Annotated in this window: 21 protein-coding genes and 3 pseudogenes; 10 read left to right on the top strand and 14 right to left on the bottom strand. The window is 39.3% G+C overall.

Translation table 11 applies throughout. The features are described from left to right. Nucleotides 1–2 precede the first annotated feature (2 nt). Genes H5089_RS05345 through H5089_RS05335 form a run of 3 tightly spaced genes read left to right on the top strand, consistent with a single transcriptional unit; the run spans nt 3 to nt 2,429 of the window. Complete coding sequence (locus H5089_RS05345) at nt 3–938, top strand: VOC family protein (RefSeq protein ID WP_182711661.1); 936 nt, start codon at nt 3–5, stop codon at nt 936–938. A gap of 2 nt (nt 939–940) precedes the next feature. Further along, on the top strand, nt 941–1,297 hold the full coding sequence (locus H5089_RS05340) for a Rieske (2Fe-2S) protein (protein ID WP_182695759.1): 357 nt from the start codon (nt 941–943) through the stop codon (nt 1,295–1,297). A 1-nt stretch (nt 1,298) separates the two neighbouring features. Beyond that, nucleotides 1,299–2,429: an FAD-dependent oxidoreductase gene (locus H5089_RS05335; protein WP_182681167.1), complete on the top strand. Its 1,131-nt coding sequence runs from the start codon at nt 1,299–1,301 to the stop codon at nt 2,427–2,429. Between the two features lie 87 nt (nt 2,430–2,516). Here H5089_RS05335 and H5089_RS05330 read toward each other — a convergent pair whose 3' ends face one another. The 9 genes from H5089_RS05330 to H5089_RS05290 all read right to left on the bottom strand — a co-directional run bounded on the left by H5089_RS05330 (nt 2,517) and on the right by H5089_RS05290 (nt 10,229). Next, on the bottom strand, nt 2,517–3,275 hold the full coding sequence (locus H5089_RS05330) for a sulfite exporter TauE/SafE family protein (RefSeq protein WP_182711660.1): 759 nt from the start codon (nt 3,273–3,275) through the stop codon (nt 2,517–2,519). Nucleotides 3,276–3,404: 129 nt separating this feature from the next. After that, on the bottom strand, nt 3,405–4,286 hold the full coding sequence (locus H5089_RS05325; protein WP_259396047.1) for an aldo/keto reductase: 882 nt from the start codon (nt 4,284–4,286) through the stop codon (nt 3,405–3,407). Between the two features lie 20 nt (nt 4,287–4,306). Further along, nucleotides 4,307–5,251: a Gfo/Idh/MocA family oxidoreductase gene (locus H5089_RS05320; protein WP_182711659.1), complete on the bottom strand. Its 945-nt coding sequence runs from the start codon at nt 5,249–5,251 to the stop codon at nt 4,307–4,309. Nucleotides 5,252–5,265: 14 nt separating this feature from the next. Then, nucleotides 5,266–6,105, bottom strand: coding sequence for a class III extradiol dioxygenase subunit beta (locus tag H5089_RS05315; RefSeq protein ID WP_182711658.1), 840 nt, complete (start codon nt 6,103–6,105; stop codon nt 5,266–5,268). Nucleotides 6,106–6,107: 2 nt separating this feature from the next. After that, on the bottom strand, nt 6,108–6,497 hold the full coding sequence (ligA, locus tag H5089_RS05310) for a protocatechuate 4,5-dioxygenase subunit alpha (protein WP_182711657.1): 390 nt from the start codon (nt 6,495–6,497) through the stop codon (nt 6,108–6,110). A 9-nt stretch (nt 6,498–6,506) separates the two neighbouring features. Continuing rightward, entirely contained in the window at nt 6,507–7,400 is an 894-nt protein-coding gene (locus tag H5089_RS05305) for an amidohydrolase family protein (protein WP_182711656.1), read from the bottom strand. Continuing rightward, entirely contained in the window at nt 7,397–8,416 is a 1,020-nt protein-coding gene (locus H5089_RS05300) for an amidohydrolase family protein (protein ID WP_182711655.1), read from the bottom strand. The genes H5089_RS05305 and H5089_RS05300 overlap by 4 nt, the downstream gene beginning before the upstream one ends. Nucleotides 8,417–8,465: 49 nt before the next feature. After that, the gene (locus tag H5089_RS05295; RefSeq protein WP_182711654.1) at nt 8,466–9,539 is read right to left on the bottom strand and encodes a 4-oxalomesaconate tautomerase; all 1,074 of its coding nucleotides are present in this window, start codon (nt 9,537–9,539) and stop codon (nt 8,466–8,468) included. Next, nucleotides 9,540–10,229 carry a 4-carboxy-4-hydroxy-2-oxoadipate aldolase/oxaloacetate decarboxylase gene (locus H5089_RS05290; RefSeq protein ID WP_154903784.1) on the bottom strand — a complete coding sequence of 230 codons (690 nt, stop codon included), beginning with the start codon at nt 10,227–10,229 and terminating at the stop codon, nt 9,540–9,542. 197 nt (nt 10,230–10,426) lie between these two features. Between H5089_RS05290 and H5089_RS05285 the strand changes: the two genes are divergently transcribed. Next, a complete protein-coding gene (locus H5089_RS05285) occupies nt 10,427–11,566 on the top strand; it encodes a LysR family transcriptional regulator (RefSeq protein ID WP_259396046.1) in 1,140 nt (379 codons plus the stop codon). Between the two features lie 5 nt (nt 11,567–11,571). Here the strand turns inward: H5089_RS05285 and H5089_RS05280 are convergent, their stop codons facing one another. Next, nucleotides 11,572–12,444 (bottom strand): helix-turn-helix domain-containing protein, encoded by an 873-nt coding sequence (locus H5089_RS05280; protein ID WP_182711652.1) that lies wholly within the window; start codon nt 12,442–12,444, stop codon nt 11,572–11,574. Nucleotides 12,445–12,565: 121 nt separating this feature from the next. On the opposite strand from H5089_RS05280, the gene pobA reads away from it, so the two are divergent. Next, nucleotides 12,566–13,774 carry a 4-hydroxybenzoate 3-monooxygenase gene (gene pobA, locus H5089_RS05275; RefSeq protein WP_182711651.1) on the top strand — a complete coding sequence of 403 codons (1,209 nt, stop codon included), beginning with the start codon at nt 12,566–12,568 and terminating at the stop codon, nt 13,772–13,774. A 763-nt stretch (nt 13,775–14,537) separates the two neighbouring features. Here pobA and H5089_RS05270 read toward each other — a convergent pair. Continuing rightward, nucleotides 14,538–16,187 (bottom strand): carboxylesterase/lipase family protein, encoded by a 1,650-nt coding sequence (locus H5089_RS05270; protein ID WP_182711650.1) that lies wholly within the window; start codon nt 16,185–16,187, stop codon nt 14,538–14,540. A gap of 263 nt (nt 16,188–16,450) precedes the next feature. Here H5089_RS05270 and H5089_RS05265 point away from each other — a divergent pair. Beyond that, nucleotides 16,451–16,741 (top strand): annotated as a pseudogene (locus H5089_RS05265) (MFS transporter); the annotation flags it as partial. A gap of 47 nt (nt 16,742–16,788) precedes the next feature. On the opposite strand, the gene H5089_RS05260 reads toward H5089_RS05265, so the two are convergent. Together H5089_RS05260 and H5089_RS05255 are read right to left on the bottom strand one after the other, a co-directional pair. Continuing rightward, nucleotides 16,789–17,457: a response regulator gene (locus H5089_RS05260; RefSeq protein WP_154903778.1), complete on the bottom strand. Its 669-nt coding sequence runs from the start codon at nt 17,455–17,457 to the stop codon at nt 16,789–16,791. After that, nucleotides 17,450–18,754 (bottom strand): DUF4118 domain-containing protein, encoded by a 1,305-nt coding sequence (locus tag H5089_RS05255; protein WP_182711649.1) that lies wholly within the window; start codon nt 18,752–18,754, stop codon nt 17,450–17,452. The genes H5089_RS05260 and H5089_RS05255 overlap by 8 nt, the downstream gene beginning before the upstream one ends. A gap of 181 nt (nt 18,755–18,935) precedes the next feature. Here H5089_RS05255 and H5089_RS05250 point away from each other — a divergent pair, with 181 nt between their 5' ends. The 4 genes and pseudogenes from H5089_RS05250 to H5089_RS05235 all read left to right on the top strand — a co-directional run. Next, nucleotides 18,936–19,595, top strand: a complete 660-nt coding sequence (locus H5089_RS05250) for a TrkA family potassium uptake protein (RefSeq protein WP_182672167.1) — start codon at nt 18,936–18,938, stop codon at nt 19,593–19,595. Then, entirely contained in the window at nt 19,592–20,959 is a 1,368-nt protein-coding gene (locus H5089_RS05245) for a TrkH family potassium uptake protein (RefSeq protein ID WP_101163049.1), read from the top strand. Before H5089_RS05250 ends, H5089_RS05245 begins: the two co-directional genes overlap by 4 nt. A 282-nt stretch (nt 20,960–21,241) precedes the next feature. Further along, a pseudogene (gene xylA, locus H5089_RS05240) lies at nt 21,242–22,258 on the top strand (xylose isomerase); the annotation flags it as partial. A gap of 36 nt (nt 22,259–22,294) precedes the next feature. After that, nucleotides 22,295–22,447: pseudogene (locus H5089_RS05235) on the top strand (transaldolase family protein); the annotation flags it as partial. A 27-nt stretch (nt 22,448–22,474) separates the two neighbouring features. Here H5089_RS05235 and H5089_RS05230 read toward each other — a convergent pair. Further along, entirely contained in the window at nt 22,475–23,362 is an 888-nt protein-coding gene (locus H5089_RS05230; protein ID WP_182711648.1) for a LysR family transcriptional regulator, read from the bottom strand. Nucleotides 23,363–23,443 lie beyond the last annotated feature (81 nt).

The raw sequence follows: 23,443 nt of genomic DNA, 5'->3' as shown, positions 1-23,443 counted from the left end.
CCATGAATATTATTGGCCCCGATACGCTTGTTTTTGGTGTTGAAGACACCGAGAGTTGTAAGCAGTTCGCACTAGATTATGGCTTAACACAAAAAACTGAAACACGATTTGTTGCTCTTGATGGCACAGGTATTGAGATTAAAAAAGCAGATGACAGCTCATTACCGAATCCTCTTGCTACTGGTTCAATGCTGCGTAAAACAATTTACGGTGTAAAAGATCAGCATACAATAGATGCTTTAAAAACAGAGCTTGAAAAAGACCGAACAGTAATAACTTTAGACGATGGCAGTATCGAATCTGTTGACGATTTAGGGTTTGTTATTGGTTTTCAAGTGACCATACGGCAATCGCTCGAGAATCTACCAGCAGAAAAAGTCAACGCGCCAGGGTGTGAAAACAACCGTGCTGTAAACAATATTGGTATTAATACAGACTTCAAGGCAAAGCCTCGTAGCCTTTCTCATGTTGTGTATTTTGTACCGGATGCCGTTAAAGCTGAAGCTTTTTACGCACAGCGTTTAGGCTTTATTACTACGGATCGTTTTACCCATGTAGGTCCTTTTATGCGCCCTGCCGGTACCAACGATCACCACACATTATTTTTTATAAATACCCCGCCACACATGCAAGGTATTGAGCATTTCACTTTTCATATGAGCGGACCAACAGAAGTTTCTCAGGCAGGTACTGCCTTAGTTAATAAAGGCTATCAAAGCTTTTGGGGGCCAGGTCGTCATATATTCGGATCAAACTGGTTTTGGTACTTCAAAAGTCCGTTTGGCTGCAACATTGAATATGATGCTGATATGGATTTACACGATGATGAATGGACTGCACGAGAAGCAATGCCGGGTGCTGATAATTCGCAAGCTTTCTTGCTTCAGTACCGCGAAAAGTGGGCACCAATGGGCCCACCTCCCGGTAAACCAGAGTAATCATGAGTAAAGTATTTATCGCCTATAAAAGCGATATTACAGAGGGTCAAGCTAAAGGCTTTGACCCTCTTAATCAAGGGCGCGACAGCCTCTTTATAGTTCATAAAAATGGGGAGTATTATGGCTATAAAGATATCTGTCCTCACTACGGTGATACCACATTACCTTGGAAAAAAGATAAATACTTAGATTCAAAAAGTGATCAAATAGTCTGTGCTGCTCACGGCGCTTTATTCGAAATTAGCACTGGTATTTGCACACAAGGGCCATGTAAAAATCAGGCCTTAACAAACATTGAATTAGATATTCACCAACACAATGAAATTTGGGTGGATATAACAACAATAAAGGAGTTCTAAAATGAACCCGTGTATTTCTAATGTATTAATAATTGGTGGTGGCTTCTCTGGTATGTCGGCAGCCATCGAACTTGAGAAAAAAAATATAGCTGTCGATTTGGTAGAAATTGATCCTAACTGGCGAGCAGAAGGGGCTGGGATCAGTTTAGGTGGAGCTACAATTCGAGCTTTTCAACAACTTGGAATTTTAGAAGAGTTTTTAGCAAAAGGCAGTGCCCATGAAGGGTTAGATATATATGCCCCACATGGTTTGCACCTGGCCCATATACCAACGCCATTAATGGCTAATGCTAATATTCCAAAAGCGGGCGCTATAATGCGACCAGCACTTGCACAAATTTTGGCAAATAAAACGAAACAAACCAATGCCAATGTTAGGCTTGGCTGTACATTTTCATCTATTGAACAAGACGAAAATGGGGCAACAGTAACCTTTACCGATGGCACAACAAAAACATATGACCTAATTATTGGTGCTGATGGCTTGTACTCAAAAGTACGACAAGTCACATTCCCTGAAGCTGAAAAGCCTAAATTTGTAGGCCAAGGTGTATGGCGAGCCGTACTGCCTCGCCTTGAAGGCATCGATAACACGGTAATGTGGGTAGGCGAACATATTAAAGTAGGGGTTAACCCTATGTCGAAAAACGAAATGTATATGTTTGTTACAGAGGATAAAATTGAAAATAATTATATTGAACCAAAAGACTTTTTACCTTTATTAAAAGCACTTGTAGCCAAATTTCCAGCACCGGTAGTACAAGAAATACATGCTCACCTAAATGAAAACTCTAAAATTGATTACCGACCACTTGAAGGGTTATTAGTTAAAGAAGCATGGCATAAAAACCGAATCGTACTTATTGGCGATGCAGTACATGCAACGACACCTCATTTAGCGTCTGGTGCATGTATAGGTATTGAAGACGCTATTGTACTGGCTGATGAACTAACTAAGCATGCTCAGTTAGAACACGCACTAACCGCTTTTAAAGAGCGTCGTTGGGAGCGTTGTAAGCTTGTTGTTGAAAACTCAGGTCGACTTGCTCAAATTGAAATAGAAGGAGGCGACAAAGCTGAGCACTCTGCAATTATGCGCGACTCCCATATTGCTTTAGCTAAAGCAATATAACTGACCCGATTTTAGGTTAACTAGGTTGTTAATACCCCTTCGCTGAAAATGAGTGGCAGCGAGGGGGTATTATTTATATTATCCCAACTAATTATAAAAATAACGGACGCCTTGCCATATCAAATGCAGGGATAAAAAGCTCAAAATAAGTCGTAATACCTTTTTAAAATTAGATGTGGGAATCTTATTTAATACATGTAAACCTATAAACGTTCCGAACACACCACTAATAACCATACAAAAAATTAAAGGCAGCCAATTAAAAAATGCAAATCCAACAACGCTAAAAACCGCCGCTTTTAATACATGCTGAAGTGCCATACAGCTTGAAAATGTTGCCGTAAATTTTAATTTTTCATACTCTTTTGTATACAAATAACTGCTTACAATTGGGCCGCTAGCGCCAACAAATACAGAGAGAAAGGCAGTACTTAACCCTGCAATAAGGCGCACGCTTGGTGATGTGCCACTAAATTTGGGCTTTGGACCCCACAACAAATAAAAAATAAATATTGCCAACACAATTTTCATCGGCTCAAGTGCTATTTGTGTTACTACAGTAGTCGATAGCACAGCACCAAACAGCCCCCCTACTGAAAAATAAGCCAACATATCTAGGTCAATGTATCTATACGTTGCTATTGCACGAGTCGCATTAGAGCCTAACTGAACAAGGCCATGAACAGGAATAACAATGGACATAGGCAGCATTGAGGCCATTGTAAGAAGTAGTAATAACCCGCCTCCTGCACCAAATGCGGCGGTAATAAATGATCCAAAAAAAGCGAATGCAATTAAAATCCCCGCATATAGCGGGGTGAGTAAATCATTTAGTAATAAGCTCAAAACGAAAAACCTTAATTGCTACATTTAAAACTCTTCGGTGTCTATTTCCGCTTGAGTTGCTTCAGGATAACGCGGACCACTAACTGAGAACGGTGAGAATAAAGCTGATAGTTGCGTTAACTGCTCTGCTTACAGTACAATTTTTTCAGCACTTACATTATCGGCTAAATGTGCATTATTCTGTGTGCCAGGGATAACATGAACATGCTCACCTTGATGAAGCACCCAGGCTAAACACAATTGAGCCAGTGTTAAATTTGTGCTTTGTGCGATAGATTTTAATGCACTTAACAATTGCTTGTTTTTGCTAAAATGAGGTTCATTAAAGCGTGGCATACCACGTCTAATATCACCTTCAACTAGTACCTCTAGACTGGTAACCTGCTCAGTTAAGAAGCCTCTCGCTAATGGTGAAAATGCAATAAAAGCAGCCCCTATATGCTTACATGTTTCGAGGACTGCAATTTCAGGATTACGCGTCCATAACGAATACTCTGTTTGCACTGCTGCAATCGAATGTACGCTATTTGCTCGCATTATTGACTCGGCTGATACCTCAGATAAGCCAATTGCTTTAATTTTTCCTTCACCAACTAAGCGCGAGAGCTCGCCAACACTCTCCTCAATCGGCACAGATTTATCCATACGATGTAAGTAATATAAATCTAGAACTTCTGTATTTAGACTAGTTAAAGACGCCTCTATTGTTGATCGAAGCGTTTGTGGACGCCCATCAATAACACGCTTGCCATTAACGCCCGCCATACCACATTTGCTCGCCAAAAAAATTTTATCTCGGTGTGGAGCTAAAGCTTTACCTAGTAGGGCTTCATTTTTACCAAATCCATACAAAGCGGCAGTATCAAAATGCTCAACACCTAAATCAATCGCTGCGTGTAATAAATTAATTGCAGCTTCATCTGAGGGAGGACTCCCATAGGCATGGCTCAAGTTCATACAGCCCAACCCAATTGGATTAACGCTATGACCATTAATTTTACGCTTATTCATACGCCCTCCTTTGCGATTAATTATTGATTATTTAATTGCTGCTCTAAGTCGTGAAGCACCCGATAACAATCAAGTACCTGCTCCACACTTGAATTAGGCTCGCGACCTTCTTTTATAGCAGTAAAAAACTCTCTATCTTGTAGCTCAATGCCATTCATAGATACGTCAACAGCGGAGACATCAATCGCATTTTCTTTGCCATCCACTAAATCATCATAGCGTGCTATATATGTACCTGTGTCACCGATATAGCGAAAAAATGTCCCTAAAGGACCATCATTGTTAAACGATAATGATAGGGTACAAATTGCACCATTTTCAGCTAATAATTGAATAGACATATCTAAAGCAATACCGAGCTCTGGGTGAATTGGCCCCTGAATAGCATTAGCTTTAACCACTTTAGCGCCAGCTTGATAAGCAAACAAATCAACAGTGTGAGCAGCATGGTGCCATAAAAGATGATCAGTCCATGACCGGGCCTCGCCTTTAGCATTAATATTTTTACGACGGAAAAAGTACGTTTGTACATCCATTTGCTGAATATTAAACTCTTTAGCCGAAATTTTATTATTAACCCATTGATGAGATGGATTAAAGCGGCGAGTATGCCCAACCATACAGGTCAGCCCCGTGCGCTTTTGTACCTCAACTACTTTTAATGAATCTTCCCAGCTATCTGCTAATGGGATTTCAACTTGCACATGCTTACCCGCTTCCATACATTGGATAGATTGCGCAGCGTGTTGCTGAGTGGGTGTGCATAAAATCACTGCATCGGCATCAATTTTAAGCGCATCGTCTAAGCTTGTAAAAACTTGCGGTATGGCGTAGTCATCAGCCACTTTTTGAGTTTTTTCTAGCGTACGACCAACGAGTGCAACCACTTCAACACCGTCGATATTTTTAATACCTTCAAGGTGCTTAATGCCAAATGCGCCTGGTCCAACAACAATTACTTTCATAAAATTTCTCCAGGTTATTTATTTTCTAAAACAAGATGACCAACAGCAGTATTCGATGCGGGTACATGGTAATGACGTTTCTTTAATTCAACCTCATCATTAAGCGCACCACGCATTACAAGCCACATAATAAGCTCAATCCCTTCAGAGCCAGCAAGGTTAATGTATTCAAGATGAGGTTTTAGGGCTAAGTTTTCAGCATCATCAACAATGCCATCTAAAAAGGCATTATCGAATTCTTTATTAATTAAACCTGCACGTGGCCCCTGTAATTGATGGCTCATGCCGCCCGTCCCCCAAATTTGTACATTTAGGTCTTCATCAAAGCTTTCTACAGCTTTACGTAAGGCCTTACCTAAATTGTAACAACGCTGCCCAGATGGGGTTGGATAAAGTACTACATTGACAGCAATAGGAATAACTTTACACGGCCAATTTTCAGGCTGACCAAACATTAGCGATAACGGGACCGTTAAGCCATGATCAACATCTAGAGTATTAACAACAGTTAAGTCAAAGTCGTCTTGAATAACAGATTGAGCAATATGTGATGCAAATTCAGGATAGCCTTTTACATTGGGTACAGGACGTGGCCCCCACCCTTCATCGGCTGGTTTAAACTCTTCACCTGTTGCAATCGCAAAGGTAGGAACTAAATTAGAGTCAAACGCGGTTGCATGATCGTTATATACTAATAATACAACGTCTGGTTTTTGCTTTTTTATCCACTCTTTAGCGTAATCATAACCCTCAAATAATGGTTTCCAATACTCATTATCTGTTATGCCATTATCAATAGCAGCCCCAATAGCCGGAACATGTGATGTAGCAACACCTGCATTTATTTTGGCCATGATTAACTTCCTTTCTTTAATGTATTACTGCTGTCGGGTACACGACCCCCTGATAGCATCATTTGCGCGTATTCATCTTGTGTCATCCCCGTCATCGTTGATGCTGCGGCTTGAAAACTAATACCGTCGCTAGAAAATATTTTTGCAAGAAAATAAATATTGCCGCCTAGGCTCATCATTCTGTTGTAATCACGTGCTATAACCGCTTCTTTTTGTGCTTCGCTCATTGGCCACTCATCAAGGTAGACTTTCTCACCTGCTTTAAATTTCTTCCGATTTGGCGCTTTCATCAACGACATGCAAAATTGATTTAAGTGAAAACCTAAACGCGCCATATCGGCGTCAAATATAATGGTACCTGGCACCTCTTTGTAAGGTTTATTAATAGCCATATGTATTCCTTATTTCGACCAATACAAACGCATTGGATTATCAATTAATAACTTTTTCTGTAATTCAGCAGTAGGTGCAAAAAGTGGAATCATGTCCACTAATTTACCATCGTCGGGCATGTGGCTTTTCATATTTGGGTGCGGCCAATCAGTGCCCCATAAAACACGATCAGGAAAACTTTCCACGACTTTACGCGCAAAAGGAACAACGTCTTGGTAGCCTTTATCAGGACCATCAGCAGAGATCCGTTCAGGGCAACTTACTTTAGACCACACATTTTCATTCTCACGCATAAACTGTAAAAACAACGCAAAGTCTTCGCCTTCAACAGATTTAGTAACATCTGGGCGCCCCATATGGTCAACGACTAATATCGTTGGTAAACTAGTGAAAAAATCATAAAGCTCGGGTAAATCTTGGCTTTCAAAATAAATAACAATGTGCCAATCACGTTTAACTATTCGTTCTGCAATGCGTTTTAACGAGTCAAATGGCAAAGCATCAACTAGGCGCTTTACAAAATTAAAACGTACACCGCGTACACCTGCAGCATGTAATTTATCAAGCTCAGCTTCGCTAATATCCTCTTTAATAGTTGCAACACCACGTGCTAAACCATTTGATGCTAAAAGCGCATCTACCATCGCATTGTTGTCAGCTCCATGACAGGTTGCTTGCACTATCACATTTCGACTAAACCCTAAGTAGTCGCGTAAATCCCAGAGCTGCTGTTTTGATGCATCGCATGGTGTGTATTTACGTTCGGGTGCAAAACCAAACTCATTGCCAGGACCGAATACATGACAATGCGCATCAACAGCCCCTTTCGGTAACTCAAAGCTAGGTTGTGATGGCGATTGATGCCAATGAAGCCAATCGGCATCCATTACAAATTGACTCATAAACCCAACCCTTTTAGTTTGGCGTCTAAACGTGGGTATACGCGACGCGCATTCTCTTCAAAAATCGCTTTTTTGTCTGCTGCCGATATTTCTAATGTGTCAATGTAACGTTTAGTATCATCAAAATAGTGTCCTGTTTGCGGATCAATACCGCGCACGGCACCAATCATTTCAGAGCCAAATAAAATGTTTTTAGTATCAATAACGTCTACTAATAAATCAATCCCCGGTTGGTGATAAACGCAGGTATCAAAATACACATTTTTCATTACGTGCTCATTTAAAGGTGGCTGCTTCATCATATCAGCCAATCCTCGGTAACGCCCCCAATGATAAGGCACAGCTCCACCACCATGAGGTATAATAAACCTTAAATCAGGAAATTCTTTAAACAAATCACCTTGCAAAAATTGCATAAATGCGGTGGTATCAGCATTCATATAGTGCGCACCTGTAGCATGAAAATTTGGATTACATGAGCCCGATACATGGATCATTGCAGGAACATCTAGCTCAACCATTTTTTCATAAAGTGGAAACCAACTCGGATCGGTTAACGGCGCTGAAGTCCAATGACCGCCAGAAGGGTCAGGATTTAAATTACAGCCAACAAATCCTAATTCATTAACACAGCGCTCTAGCTCAACAACTGAATTTTCAATCGGTACTCCCGGCGATTGTGGTAATTGGCACACTCCTATAAAGCGCGTAGGGTATAAGTCAACAACCCTTGCTATTAAATCATTACACGCTGAGGTCCATTGTTTTGATACCTCCTCATTACCTACGTGATGCGCCATAGCCGATGCACGAGGTGAAAAAATGGTCATGTCTAAGCCGCGTTCATCAAGTAATTTTAACTGATTTTTTTCAATACTTTCGCGAATTTCATCGTCTGAAATATAGGGAACGTCTGGGAGCGCTTTTCCCTCTTTGAATGCTTTAATTTGCGCTTCTCTAAAAAGCTGTAATGGCTCTGGCGCTGTTGTGTAATGTCCGTGGCAGTCTATTATCATTGTGTGTCTCCTGCTGAGAGTATTATTGAAACTATCTTTTAGTAGTCGATCAAGCCATTGCGGAGCCGACCATTAATAACCGCGCGGTTCTTAATAGCGCAGAGCGATGTATTTTATAAGTGCTCAGCTGTGTAACACCTGATACCTGCATTTCAACAGTAAACTGACCCGTTGGATGCTCAACAACGATATCAAACTCCCCATCACTAAAGTTTTGGTTAGCATACCTATGGGCTACTGTACCTTTTAAAACACACGCACTAGCTACACTTACACTGCCTAACACCCCAATGGCCTCATGAACACGGTGGGGTATAAATGTTCGAGTGTTAATTACCCCACCATTTTTTGCAGGGCTTACTAAAGACATTTTTGGAATCGTTTTATTAGTTACATCCCCTAAATTCATCATCTTAGCCGCGATTAAACGAATAGCTTCAATCTTTTGCTTTAAATCGGTATTATCTTCGAGTGTATTAGGCGACTCATCACCCACTAAACCAAACTCGCTAGCATCTAAAATAACCACCGGCATGCCGTTATCAATACAGGTTATTGAATACCCATTAATTTCATCTATGGCATTACCCGTAGGAAAAAGTGCACCACAATTGGCACCCGCTATATCTAGAAAGTCGAGCGTGATAGGCGCTGCTGAACCTGGTACACCGTCGATTACGGCCTCCCCTTTATAGCTTACTTTGCCATTAGGAGTTTGAACGCGTGCCACAGCTGAGGCTGCAGTATTTAGCATATGAATTCGTACATCGGTTGTTTTTTCTTTTGCATTCACTAAGCCCTGCTCAATTGCAAATGGCGCAACACCGGCGAGTAAATTGCCACAATTTTGTGTATCACTCACCACCGCTTTATCAACTACAACTTGTAAAAAAAGGTAATCCACATCAGTATTTGCTCGCATTGATTTTTCAACAATAGCCACTTTACTGGTGAGAGGATGCGCACCACCTAAACCATCAATTTGCCTTGTGTCAGGCGACCCCATTATGTGTAACAGTAATTCATCGCGCTTTGAGGAATCACTCGGAAGATCACTGGCTAAAAAATAAAGCCCTTTAGAGGTACCACCGCGCATAATTGAGCAAGGAATAGCCGCGTGCATTTACTTATCCTCACTTTGCTTTATATAAGTTAAGCCTTTAGCTGCTAAACGCTCGCGCATAGCATATATATCCAAACCTAACTCACCCGAAGCTAAACGCTTTCGCTTGTCTTCTTCGTTAGCAACACGTTTCAGGACTTTTTCATGAACCTCTTCACCACGACTTTGTTCAACAACAACAACACCATCATCATCAGCAACAATGATGTCTCCAGGTTTTATATAAGCCCCTGCGCACACAACTGGCACATTGACATTTGCAATGGTTTCTTTAACTGTACCTTGCGCATAAACGTCTTTAGACCAAACCGGGAAGCCCATTTCAGTCAGTGTTGCGATATCGCGTACGCCACCATCAATAATTAAACCTTTAACGCCTCGCGCTTGTAATGAAGTTGCCAACAAGTCACCAAAAAAACCGTCAATACACCCGCTCGTAGGTGTAACAACAAGTACATCACCTGGCTGACATTGCTCTACAGCTACATGAATCATCCAGTTGTCGCCAGGAGCCACTTCACATGTTACTGCACTGCCAGCAATACGAGCAGAGCGATAAATAGGCTTCATATAGCTGGCTAATAAGCCAACGCGACCTTGTGCCTCATGTACCGTTGCAACTTCAGCATTTTGGTATTTTTCTAATATCTCTTTATTAGGGCGCGCTATATCTGTAATACACACAGCCATACTATTTACCTTATTTATAATTAAACGCTATTGATGCAATGAGTATATTGAAGTCAGCTATATAAAGAACTTTAAAAAGCTGTCAAAGGACATTAGTTTTTTCTATAGTGGTAGTAATCAAATATTAATGTGTGAGTTAAATAAAAATGAATTTTAACAATAGACATTTGTTAAGCGCCTTGTATATAAGGAACTTAATGTCGTTAAGCAAGGCAGCTAATACTGTTCACTTAACCCAGTCGGCACTCACCCAAGGCATTAAAAAACTTGAAAACGAACTTAATCAAGTCCTATTTATTCGGACCCACTCGGGGATGACACCGACGCCAAGCGGTATATTTTTTCTAAATCGGGTTGAACGTGCATTTGAGTATTTGGATGAATTTTCGAGGGTTATTTTTAATAATAAACATAAGCAAGATGCCTTTAATCGCTCTGTCACTTCAAAGCAATTAGTAGCACTCATACACTTAGTACAAATGAAAAACTACACCGCTGCAGCCAATAAACTTAATTTGTCGCAACCCACCTTACACCGCAGCATCAAAGATTTAGAGCAACTATGTAAAAAGGACCTCGCGGTACGTTCACCCGTGGGTATTGAACCTACTTGGACGGCAAACTTGCTAAATCGTTTTGCAAAGCTGTTTTTCTCTGAATTACGCCAAGGTATTTATGAAATGAGGGAGTTTAATGGACAAATGGATGGTGCTCTAAAAGTAGGTAGCTTACCATTGGCACGCTCAGCTATTGTGCCATTGAGTATTATTGCTTTAAATAATGAATTTCCTGATGCCCAGCTAAGTATTATAGATGGTCCATACCAAGAGCAGCTAGCTAACTTACTTCATGGTGAAATTGACATCATTGTCGGTGCATTACGCATCCCTGCTCAACATAATGATATTGAACAAATTCCATTATTTAAAGATCAACTTTGTGTTGTAGTAAATGCTCAACACCCTTTGGCAAGCCGCCAAACAATATCAACAAAAGAGCTCCAACAACTTGATTGGGTAGCACCTAACAAAAGCACACCCGCGTGGCAGGTTTTTAGTAACATATTTGTTAGCCGAGGTTTACCACCACCAAGCCATGTAATAGAGTGCAGCTCGCAAATTGCTGCGCGCGGTATTTTATTAAACAGTTCTCGAGCGGCCTTGTTACCAGCCAAGCAAGTTGAAATAGAAGTACAAACAGGAATATTAGCTATCTGCCCGATGACACTGCCCGATACTGATCGTAGTATAGGACTGACGATACGAAAAGACTGGCAGCCTACCCAAATGCAATCGCGTTTTTTAACAATAATTAAAAACAATACGCGCATGCTTTAATCGAGCTAGTTAATATTCGACTGTTGCTTGAATAATGTTGGAGTTGTATTAGTGGCTAACTTAAAAAAACGGCAAAAATACGCGCTATCTTTAAATCCTAAATGAAGCGCTATTTCGTCGATTGTTTGTGTAGTATAGATTAAACGTCGCTTTGCCTCAGTGATCAGACGTTGATGAGCAATTGCTTTGGGAGAATCATTTAATAAACTTTTACAAATACGGTTTAACTTTGAAGTAGATATATGTAGCTTCTCAGCGTAGTCAGGAATAGTCATATGTGAGGTATAATTTAGCTCAATTAAGCTTCTAAAATTAACGACTATTTCTGTTTCTCGACTGCGGGCGTTACTTGCCAAAAGAGTAGTGTTTTTTTGCCTAAAAATATTTAATAATATCAATTTTAGCAATTGCTCAACGGCAATAGGCGCACCTAATTCATTATAATTAATTTCATACATTAGCAGCTCTATGTAGTGCTTTAAATGCACTAAACGTGCTGCATTTTCAAACTCAACCGTTAATGGCTTTAATAACAATTGATTCAGGCTAGTCTCACCATAATTGCTTACTAAAAAACTGTCGTCTATTGAAATTACAAAGCCTTGTGTGCGTGGTTTAAAATGAAAGCCATGTACAACACCAGCCGGAATAATTACCCCCCAATCCCCATTCAGTTGATACTCTCTTTCATCTAACCTCGCAGCCCAAGAGTTATTAAAAACAATTACAATTTGAACTAACTTATTATGACGATGTGGTGATATCTCCCATTTAAGCTCACTGCTTCGATAAGCTATATCTTCAACATGAACAGCACCTGGCTCTTGGCGAATAAACGGCTCTCCGTATAGGTCATAAAATGGAATTTTTTTATTCATGTGCACGTGTACTCAAATTAACTTTGACTCAAAAGTACAACAGATGACATCAATTGTGAATGGTTTAAACATTAACTAATGAGCAATATAAAAGAACACGATGTTTTCAACGAGTATAAAAATGCAATCATTAAAAACTAAAATAGCAATCATTGGCGCTGGGCCCTCTGGATTGTTACTCGGTCAACTTCTAGCTAAAAAGGGGATCGATAACATAATTATAGAGCGCGCATCAGGCGAATATATTTTAGGTCGTATTCGTGCAGGTATTTTAGAACAAGGATTAGTGAGTCTACTAGCAGAAGCTGGTGTAGATGAGCGAATGAAAAAGGAAGGCCACATTCACGATGGCTTTGAAATAGCACATTATGGTCAACGTCATCGAATCGATATAAAGGCACTTACAAATGGCAGCACCGTTATGTGTTACGGGCAAACAGAAGTTACCCGTGATTTAATGCAAGCGCGCCAAAACATAGGGGCAACGACTTATTATGAGTCTAGTGATGTTGCCATTCATGAGCAAAGTTCAAACTCCCCATTTGTAACGTTTACACAAAATGGTATTGAATATAAATTAGACTGTGATTATATTGCTGGATGCGATGGCTTTCATGGCGTTTCTCGACAATCTATCCCTAAAGAAAAACGTAACGAATTTGAACGTATTTATCCTTTTGGCTGGCTTGGGTTACTTAGCGATACTCCCCCCGTTGCTGATGAGCTTATTTACTGTAAAACTAAACGAGGCTTTGCTTTAGCTAGTATGCGCTCTTCAACCCGTTCACGTTATTATTTACAGGTGCCATTAACTGATAAAATTGAAGATTGGTCTGATGATGAATTTTGGACTGAGCTTAAAAAACGCTTACCTGAAGACGTAGCTGAGATGCTGATTACCGGCCCCAGCATTGAAAAAAGTATTGCCCCTCTGCGTAGCTTTGTATGTGAACCAATGCAAGATGGACGCTTATTTTTAGTTGGCGATGCCGCTCACATTGTACCACCTACAGGCGCTAAAGGTCTTAATCTGGCAGCATCTGATGTATCCACCCTCAGCAAATTGCTAGATAAGACATACAATGGTGAGGAACCTGATGCGGTAGCCAAATACTCCGAAATAGCATTAAAAAGAGTATGGCACGCCGAGCGATTCTCATGGTGGATGTCAAACATGCTGCATGAATACGATGATGACAACATGAATGAAAACGAGACTAAAACGCTTGAACGATTCATGGCATCCGACCTTGATTTTCATCTAAATTATGAAGAAGGTAAAAAAGTAATAGCAATCCAATATGTGGGAATGCCATACGAGAAAATTTAAACAAGTTCCCTTAAAATAATAAGCTCATATGATATTAGTAACATGGGCTTTATTTATTAATATATACGATTAGTTAACTAACTTAGTTATATCGTTTAAACGCTTAACTATCTGATCGTTTTTGATAGCTTACCAAAACTGATTAAATTCAATAATTTCATTCTTTATCGCTGAAAGTAGTGGCAAATTTTGAGTAAAATAAGGTGATGGGTTGCCATATGTAACAAATTTAACCCAAGCAACATACATTTCAGTGGCAACATTTTATCTGGAGGTGATTTGCTGCTGAAATTTAACTTTCACAGAATCAAAACAATTGAATTCAAGTTGTATAATATGCCTCCTAAACTTTTCCTTTTAAGCTATAAGCTATGTATTTGAATCGTTAAGGCCATGTCTGCTACCCAATAAATACGGCTTACCTAGCTGCAATTTTACTGAATCAATGAAATTTTTCGTAATAATTAAAAAGTAAACAGCAACGCTTTGGTCAGGGTTTGCGCCTTGATTTAATGCTATTGTGTGGTATTTGAGTTTAATTTAAATGGCACATATGCAGCTTTTAGCATACTGAATCAGCCTAACAGACGGACCAAATGGTTAATACATTAAAATCTAATATCATGCTTAAAATGCACTAAACATGCTTTGTTTAATTTTTTAATAAACACATATCAACACGCTCTAAAAATATAAATTTTAGTTATGAAAATTTAATATTTATGCCAATAAAAGCCCGTATATATACGGGCTCTATAAATGTTTATTGGCTAATTAGATTGGTTATCTCATTTAAGCGATTCTCAAGTGGGTCTTGTTTTACCTCACTTCCGTTCTCGTTAAATTCAATTATTCTATTATCTTTAGCATTGTAATTAGGCCAAGCAATGCCTTGCTTAGGTGACGGGTTGCTGTATTTAGCAAACCTTACCCATGCAGCGTGCATTGCACTGGCAATTTTAAAATCGTTTTGCGATGTTAACGGATTTTGCGCAAGAGTATTAAATACAAAAGGTATTTCAGTGGCATGGTATGCGCCATCAACTTTGCCTTTTAAGTGGCTAGGGACGTAATTAAAACGATAAAGCCATGTAGGCTGTTCACTCATACTCGCTTTGCTTGCAATATAGCGCGCAGGTTCTACAAAACGCTTATCACCGAATATCATAGAGCCTAGCAGTGGATAATTTAACTCCCCATTTTTAGCTAGCACAAATGGCGCATACGCTTTAGTAAACTGAGCTTTATTGTTCACTGATTCGAGCGTTTCTGTGGCTATTGCAATAGCACCTTTCGGATTGTAGTCTTTTAAAAATCCCCACTCAAAATCCGTACTGCCAATAAAAAGTGGAACTTTTGTTTGTAGAGCTTGAGCAAACCCCTCCTCGTCACTTGTTAATACAATAGATGAGTCAATCATAGGCCCGCTGTAAGTAGGCGTATTTGCGTTCATCATATTCAAACCGCTCAATACCTTTTCTGCAGGTAAAGCACGTAGTTTTGCGAGTGCTTTTATATCATTGGTATTAATTCCCACACTTCTAGCAAATTGAATGCCAGCATCCTCAGCTGAAGGGTTACCTTTAGTGCCTTTTTTATTTAAGTATACGACCGTCTCTGTCGAATCACTTCTACCACCCCCTGATTGCACAATCGCTTTGTGAAAAAGCCCTTTAGATTGGGGCGATAACATATGAAAATTCACCGAGCGACCACCAGCTGACTCACCAAAAAGTGTTACATTATCAGCGTCTCCACCAAAATGGGTAATGTTATTTTTAACCCATTTTAGGGCCGCGATTTGATCCATTAAGCCGTAATTTCCAAGCGGTGTATTTTTGCTTTGTTCACTCAACCCAGGATGAGCAAAGAAACCAAAACGCCCTAACCTGTAGTTAAAACTAACAAATACAACGCCCGATTCGGCAAACGACTGACCACTATAAATAGCCGCTGACGAACCACCATTGACAAAGCCTCCACCGTGTATCCACACCATAACTGGGCGCTTTTGAGTGATATCTTGTGCTGGTGCCCATATATTTAAGTAAAGGCAGTCTTCACTCAATGAGCCTTTTAGGGGCGCCGAATCACCAGGAAATGTGGTTTGCATACAGTCAGGGGTATATTGAGTTGCATCAAGCACGTCTCGCCACTGAGTCGCACTTTTAGGTCCCTGCCAGCGTAAATTAGCAATAGGTGCTTGTGCATAAGGGATCCCCAAAAATTTATTAACTGGCATTTTTGTATCTAGTACAGACCCCCCTTTAACAAGCCCTAATTGTGTTTTTGCAATCACATTATGTGTGGCTTTTGCTTGCTCATTAAGTTCAGCTGAGTCTTGCCCGTTCGCACAAATACTTATGCTCATAAACATTGCAATGATAAAGCGAATTCGTTTTAAGGTATTCATATTAAATTCCTGAATTAAGCAGGTTGCCTTATTAAGCAATTGCTTATTGATTAATGCAGCCACATGAAAAAGCCGCATTATATAAGTATTACTAACTTGGGTATCTCACACTGAAATAAAAAGAGCACTACTCTGTAGAGCAGGTTTAATTCGCTTTGTATTGGGTTAGCTGAATGTTCAGCTTTTATATCAACTTCGGCTATGTCCATGAGCGGTTATTACTAATTTTTTGTATGGAATCAAGATTTTGCTGCTTTGGTTTTCTTGTAAAGGCCAACTTATATGTATTCTTTTTTAACCTTTAATGGAGTCCCGTAATGTGGGTAATGCTCGGCGAGATATTTCCAAATAGCATGAGAGGATTAGGCTTAGGAGTTGCAGGGCTTGCTCAATGGCTGGCTAATTTTTTAGTCACTATTACCTTTCCCATATTGCTAGCCGCTGGAGGGCTTGTACTCGCATATTCGCTCTATGCATTTTTCGCATTAATATCGGTGCTTTTTGTTATTTACTTAGTAACAGAAACCAAAGGAACGAAACTAGAAAACGTGTAACTTTATCGTCCTAAATAGCTAAATTTAGGACGATAATTTTTTAGTGCCTACCCAACTAATCTATAACCTACCGCTGGCTCAGTTAAGATATGAATAGGGCTTGCAGGGTTTACTTCAAGCTTTTGTCTTAGTTGCGCTACATGTACACGAATATACTCAGGTCTATTAATGTATTGCTCCCCCCATACCTGACTTAAAATAGCATTATGAGTAAGCACTTTATCTTTATTTTGAAATAACATAAGCAAAATTTTATATTCTTTATTAGTGAGCTTTACATCGCTACTGTTAAGCGTAACTGTGTGCTTATGCGGATCTATAATGATGCTACCGCATTGCAGTGCCAAACTCGGCTGTGTATTTACTCTTAGTAGCACACGCATTCTTGCCAGAAGTTCGTTTGCACTAAAAGGTTTGGTTATATAATCGTTTGCCCCATTATCAAGGGCTGTAACCTTTTCCACCTCGCCATCGCGAGCCGAAAGCACTAATATTGGTATTTGGCTCCATTGTCGTACTTCAAGTAACCAAGCTTGTCCATCCATATCAAGCAATCCCAAATCAAGTAACACTAAGTCAAAGCTTTGCTCACTCATTAATGAAAAACCATCAAGCCCTTTCGCACTAATTGATACGTTATAGCCACTGGCACCTAGTAATGTTTTTAAAAAACTTTGCAATGCAGGTGAGTCTTCTAGCACCAATACATTAATCATTCTTTGCACTCCAGCTAAGTATTGCTGTGGCTACTTGGGTCAGCTCATCAATAGCTAATACAAATTCGCCTTGATGAAACTGAGCAACTACATCGCAAATTACGCTACCAAGCCCAACTCCTTCATCCGAACTGCTTGGATGAGTAACTATGAGATTGCTTACGGCTATTTTATAGTGTGTTATATTAGCAATTCGCTCAGTATTAAAGTCCACTGTCGCCGCTCCATCACCGTAACGTGCCGCGTTTTCGAATATATTCGCAAGCGCGATTTCTAAAAGTGTTATATCACCTATACAACAAGTGGCTTTATCAAAGACTAACGCTAAGTTAAAACCACTTAATTGCTGCTGCCTGCGTGCTTTAGCCTCAGTAATAAGTGTATGTACGTTTATAGCTTGCCATGCTAGCTGCTCTCCTATTTTATTTACCCGGCTAAGCTCCATCACTTTATTAAAATGCTGATTTAAGATTTCACTTTGCTCATAAATATTTTTTGCTTGTTCTGTAATTGATGCCTTACTCAGCTCAATATTTTCGTCAGCTAACATGCTTGATGAGCCCATAATAGTAGCCAAAGGCGTGCGTAGATCATGAGATAAACTACGCAGCAATGCATTTTTAGCACGTTCTAACTCTGCTTGTACTTTCATCGATGCCGACTGGTTTCTAAGATTTGAGTTTTCGTGGACCTGAAACAACAAAGACAGTGCCGTATCTATAAATGCACGGTTTTCAGGACTAAGTTCGGCATCTGCAATAAAGCCGCCCCATTGTGTGTTTTGTTCGATATTAAAGTACTCTCCATTATCCATTGTATTATTGTTCCAACGAAGTGTAATATCTAGATGGTTTTTAATCGATATTGTAAATACTTGGCGCTGAGCGTTTATATCATCAAGCCCATTAAGCGCCTTAGCTAACTCATATAAACATCGTGTATTGCTGGCATGTAACTGAGTATCACGAACGTTTTTACTTAGCTCGCCCGCCAATTTGCTTATCATCAAGCCAACTATAAGCATGACAGTAAAAGTGACTAAGTATTCAATTTTTTCGATATGAAATGTAAAGTACGGCAGTACAAAAAACCAGTCGGTACATGCCACACTAACTAACGTTGTAATCCCCGCTAAGGCTGCATTTTGACGCACCGCAACCCATGCCACCCAAAGTAATTGCAACATGACAATGTCGGTGGTCGTTAGCCACTCTCGAACTGGAAAAATAGCCAGCACAATAAAAATAGGCGCAATTGTTGTTAATAAAAGCGGCTTAAGCCATTTATTAATACCCATTTGTGCACTCCCATAAAATTCTCTTTTTATAGGTTACTGCTTTTTAATACGTTGTGTATAAAGTTTTTATAAAGATTTTTGGCTGTAGTGTTAAATGTTTATAAAGCTTAATTGATATGGGGTGACTCTTTTTTAAAATTCCATAGTCTTTGCTATGTCGTATTTTTTAATAGGAACACACATGGCACAGTTTGCAGTAATTGGATTAGGTAGTTTTGGTGTTACCGCCTCGCTTGAGCTTGCTAATCAGGGGCATCACGTTTGCGCAGCCGATATAAGCGAAAGCACCATTAACACGTTTGCTAATCAGTTAAATTACACTGTCATTTTAGATGCTAGTGATGAAACACAGCTTGCTCGACTCGACTTAACCAGCTGCCAAGCTGTATTAGTTGCAATTGGTGAAAACATAGAAGCGAGTATTTTATGCGTGCTGCATTTAAAAAACCTTGGTGTTAAACAAATATGGGTTAAGGCGTGCTCTAAAAGTCACCATCAAATTTTAAGTAAACTTGGCGTATCCCGTATTATTCACCCCGAAGAAGAAATGGGTATCAGAGTAGCACATGCACTTAACTACCCTATGGTTAACCAGTATTTTGCGCTTACACAATCTACATTTATTGTTGAGCTTGCCATAGATTTACATTTATCAGGGCGCAATATTGGCTGGCTTTTAAAAGACCGTAACTCAGATATAAAACCGCTCACCTTACGCCGAGATGATAATTTTAATACAGACCTAACACTCGACACCGAGTTACGCCATGGTGATAGCCTTGTATTACTGGGCTCTAAACATTACCTAACAAAACTCACCAAACGGTTTAAAGCTTTATGATTAACTGGCAAGCACACGTACTTCCAAAGCAATTTAATCGCCGTTTAAAAAATTTCAAAAGGCCTGTTAACCCCCCTTTAATTTTAACTGCTGGTTTTTTTGCTCTCATTATTTTAGGCACTTGCTTATTACTATTACCTTTTGCAAGTGTTGAATCGCTTAGCTTTATTCAAGCTTTTTTTACTGCATCCTCTGCGGTTACAGTTACAGGCTTAGTTGTTATTGATACAGGTACTGCGCTAACCACATTTGGGCAATGTGTTGTTATGGTACTTATTCAAATTGGAGGAATCGGCTTTATGACCGTAGCCGTTATTTCATTTTTAAGTATTGGTAAAAACTTAGGATTAAAACAACGTTTACTTGCAAGCCAAGCATTCGATACAAGCGATTTAAATGGAGTGATCCATGTAGCTAGATGTGTAATAACTTACTCGCTAATAATTCAGACTATAGCATTTTGCTTACTTTTTATTAGCTGGGTAGATGACTATGGTATTGCGGGTAGCGCCTATCAAAGTCTATTTTATACTATTTCGGCTTTTAACAATGCCGGGTTTGCACTCGATAGTAATAGCTTAATGGCTTTTAAAAGTGATGTATCTGTTAATCTTATTATCAGTGCATTATTTATAATCGGTGGCTTAGGGTTTACCGTTTTAATAGATATATATCAACAACGTCGCTGGCATAAATTAGCAACTAATACACGTATTGTATTAATTGCAAGTGCTGTAATAAATTGCAGTGCATTTTTGCTTATTTTTTTATTTGAATATTCAAATCCAGCCACACTTGCCAACCTACCTATTAACGAGCAAGTAATTGCTGCTTGGTTTCAAGCAGTTACACCACGTACTGCAGGCTTTAATACTTTACCTATTAGCCAGCTCAGTTCCGACTCGACATTGCTTACATTGTTATTAATGGTAATAGGTGGCGGTTCGGTAAGTACAGCAAGCGGCATTAAAATAGGAACTTTTGTTATTTTACTACTTGCTATGTATAGTTATTTACGCCAAAAACCACAGGTAACCATATTTAACAGAGAGCTAAGCGACAAACTTGTGATAAAAGCATTGAGTGTTGTAATTTTATACTTATTTACGGCTTTTTTAAGCATCATGATTATGAGTAAAATCGAGCAAGCGTCTCTTTTAGATATTACTTTTGAAGTAATTTCGGCATTGAGCACTGTAGGGCTATCTCGTGATTTTACTAGTAATTTAAGTATGCCAAGCCAGCTAATAATAATTTTACTTATGCTGATTGGCAGAGTAGGTCCACTGACATTTGCTTATTGTTTTGCAAAACCTAAATTACAACCTCTTAAATTTGCTAAAACAACCATACAAATAGGGTAACTATTATTAAGGCCACTTAGCCAGCATAATTTATGTAAGGTACTATTGCGGTGCAAGTTAGAAAATTAATGACTCCTAAATATAACTTTATCTATTAGGAGTCTTTTATAGAAAAATAAAAATGAATATAAGCACTCTTTTTCATTGTAGATATGAAAATAAATAAAATAAGCGCCAAACTATTACAATAGTTTTGGCGCTTATTAAAGGGGTAATATTTACCCTTTCATTTGTTCAAGCTCTTTGCCTTTGGTTTCGTGTAAAAACTTAAATACAAATATTTTTCATGATGTTGATATTGCCCCTGAAGGCAAAACACTACAAGAAAGCCTCGATTACGTAACGCACATAGCTAACATTATCTAAAAAGAAATGCAACGCACTGGTGTAAAGCCACTGTGGGGTACTGCTAACTTGTTCTCAAACAAACGTTTTTGTGCCGGTGGTGCAACAAACCCTAATCCTAATACGTATGCATATGCAGCAGCGCAAGTTAAACATGCAATGGAAATTACGCATCGTTTAGGCGGCGAAAACTACGTACTTTGGGGTGGTCGTGAAGGTTACGACACACTACTAAATACAGACCTTGCGCAAGAAAGCGAGCAATACGCACGCTTTTTGAAAATGGTTGTAGAACACAAGAAAAAAATTGGTTTTAAAGGCACATTATTAATTGAGCCAAAACCACAAGAGCCAACTAAGCACCAGTACGATTACGATACAGCAACGGTTGCAGGCTTTTTACACAAGCACGGCTTACAAGACGAAATTAAAGTAAACATTGAAGCAAACCACGCAACACTTGCAGGTCATAGCTTCCACCACGAAATTGCCGTTGCTTGCGCTAAAGGTATTATGGGTAGTATTGATGCTAACCGTGGTGATATGCAAAACGGATGGGATACAGATCAATTCCCTAACGATGTAGCTGAGTGAACACTTGTCGTTTACGAAATTTTAAAGAATGGCGGTTTTACAACCGGTGGCTTTAACTTTGATACTAAACTTCGTCGTCAATCGTGTGAACGCGATGATTTATTCATCGGTCACATTGGTGGTATGGATACGATGGCAAAAGCATTACTCAATGCAGCAGCAATGATTGAAGGCGGCGAGCTTTCTGACTTTGTAGAAAAACGTTACGCAGGTTGGAAAGAAGACCTAGGCCAAAGCATTTTAAAAGGTGAACAATCACTTGAGAGCCTTGCTGCGTTAGTACACGAAAACGACATCTATCCTAAGCAAGTTTCTGGCCGACAAGAGCTGCTTGAGAATATTGTTAACCGCTACGTATAAGGACATCGCCTCGGTTTTAAAGCCGAGGCGTACATCATTATGAACTTGTTAGAACAACTCAAAAAAGTAACCACGGTCGTTGCCGACAGTGGCGATGTAGAGTCAATCAAAGCCCTACAACCGGTTGATGCAACAACCAATCCTTCGTTAATTTTACAAGCTGCAAAATTACCTCAATATAAACACTTAAATACGTTTTTCACATATATGTAATTGTTATATCTGATAGTTTTTAAATTGCTCCCACACGGCCTCTCCTACAGGTCCCAACACTTCTCCCCTTTTCTTAATAGTGTAATATTTTAGAGGCGTTATATTTTGCACATCACTAAGTGACAGCATTTTCAGAGTATTATTTGCAATACCTTCATCAGCTAAATAACCTGGTAATTTGCCCCAACCCATTGCACTTTCGATAAGCATTTTTTTAGTTGGAAAGTCATTTACATACCATCGTCGCTGACCTTGCTGTACACCCCACTCTATGTTTTTTGAACCAGTGCCTGAGTCCTGCACAATTATTTGGTATTCGTTCAACAAATCAGTGGCTTGCCTTAGGTTTGGATTTCGCTTTAACAACAAAGGGGAAGCTACATTGATTAATGAGCCGCTATTTAACAAATGCTTTTCAATTTTCTCTTCTTGTGCAGAAAATTCCATTGTTGGTGTTATACACAGATCGGCACAGCCATCAAGTAAGGCTTCAATTGCACCTGTTATGTACTCTTGCCTGATTATTATTTGAGTTTCAGGGAACTGATTTTGCATATTTTTTAGTAATGGTAAAATACCTTTTAAATTAAATGATGCTTCAATTGCAATCGTTATACTTACCTCGTTCCCCTGTGCTATGTGGTGTGCAACTTGTTTAAGTTGTGCTGCATCATCTAGCAATTTCATAGCCTTATGAAACATAGTTTTTCCTGCACTGGTAAGCTCTAACCGATAACCATTACGACTAAATAAGGCAAAGTTAAGGGTATTTTCTAGTTGCTTAATACCTTGGCTTATAGCTGGTTGAGTTTTGTGTAAAAGAGCACTTGCTTCACTCAATGATCCAACCTGAGCAACAGTAACAAACATACTAAGCTGTTCTAATTTCATAATTTACGCCAAACATGTAAAGCTAAAGTTTATATCTTATAAAAAAACATTCAATATTAATTAATAAGAACTGTGATTATT

Source organism: Pseudoalteromonas sp. SR45-1 (assembly GCF_014163655.1).
GTDB classification, from domain to species: domain Bacteria; phylum Pseudomonadota; class Gammaproteobacteria; order Enterobacterales; family Alteromonadaceae; genus Pseudoalteromonas; species Pseudoalteromonas distincta.
This window is presented reverse-complemented; position numbering and strand designations above follow the sequence as displayed.

Bases quoted from the DNA above. Each gene is read 5' to 3' on its own strand.
- H5089_RS05300 (WP_182711655.1), bottom strand. From the start codon at position 8,416: ATGATAATAGACTGCCACGGACATTACACAACAGCGCCAGAGCCATTA.
- H5089_RS05340 (WP_182695759.1), top strand. From the start codon at position 941: ATGAGTAAAGTATTTATCGCCTATAAAAGCGATATTACAGAGGGTCAA.
- H5089_RS05260 (WP_154903778.1), bottom strand. From the start codon at position 17,457: ATGATTAATGTATTGGTGCTAGAAGACTCACCTGCATTGCAAAGTTTT.
- H5089_RS05325 (WP_259396047.1), bottom strand. From the start codon at position 4,286: ATGAATAAGCGTAAAATTAATGGTCATAGCGTTAATCCAATTGGGTTG.
- H5089_RS05305 (WP_182711656.1), bottom strand. From the start codon at position 7,400: ATGAGTCAATTTGTAATGGATGCCGATTGGCTTCATTGGCATCAATCG.
- H5089_RS05270 (WP_182711650.1), bottom strand. From the start codon at position 16,187: ATGAATACCTTAAAACGAATTCGCTTTATCATTGCAATGTTTATGAGC.
- H5089_RS05250 (WP_182672167.1), top strand. From the start codon at position 18,936: ATGGCACAGTTTGCAGTAATTGGATTAGGTAGTTTTGGTGTTACCGCC.
- H5089_RS05320 (WP_182711659.1), bottom strand. From the start codon at position 5,251: ATGAAAGTAATTGTTGTTGGACCAGGCGCATTTGGCATTAAGCACCTT.
- H5089_RS05245 (WP_101163049.1), top strand. From the start codon at position 19,592: ATGATTAACTGGCAAGCACACGTACTTCCAAAGCAATTTAATCGCCGT.
- pobA (WP_182711651.1), top strand. From the start codon at position 12,566: ATGCAATCATTAAAAACTAAAATAGCAATCATTGGCGCTGGGCCCTCT.
- H5089_RS05290 (WP_154903784.1), bottom strand. From the start codon at position 10,229: ATGGCTGTGTGTATTACAGATATAGCGCGCCCTAATAAAGAGATATTA.
- ligA (WP_182711657.1), bottom strand. From the start codon at position 6,497: ATGGCTATTAATAAACCTTACAAAGAGGTGCCAGGTACCATTATATTT.
- H5089_RS05285 (WP_259396046.1), top strand. From the start codon at position 10,427: ATGTCGTTAAGCAAGGCAGCTAATACTGTTCACTTAACCCAGTCGGCA.
- H5089_RS05335 (WP_182681167.1), top strand. From the start codon at position 1,299: ATGAACCCGTGTATTTCTAATGTATTAATAATTGGTGGTGGCTTCTCT.
- H5089_RS05315 (WP_182711658.1), bottom strand. From the start codon at position 6,105: ATGGCCAAAATAAATGCAGGTGTTGCTACATCACATGTTCCGGCTATT.
- H5089_RS05280 (WP_182711652.1), bottom strand. From the start codon at position 12,444: ATGAATAAAAAAATTCCATTTTATGACCTATACGGAGAGCCGTTTATT.
- H5089_RS05295 (WP_182711654.1), bottom strand. From the start codon at position 9,539: ATGCACGCGGCTATTCCTTGCTCAATTATGCGCGGTGGTACCTCTAAA.
- H5089_RS05255 (WP_182711649.1), bottom strand. From the start codon at position 18,754: ATGGGTATTAATAAATGGCTTAAGCCGCTTTTATTAACAACAATTGCG.
- H5089_RS05345 (WP_182711661.1), top strand. From the start codon at position 3: ATGAATATTATTGGCCCCGATACGCTTGTTTTTGGTGTTGAAGACACC.
- H5089_RS05230 (WP_182711648.1), bottom strand. From the start codon at position 23,362: ATGAAATTAGAACAGCTTAGTATGTTTGTTACTGTTGCTCAGGTTGGA.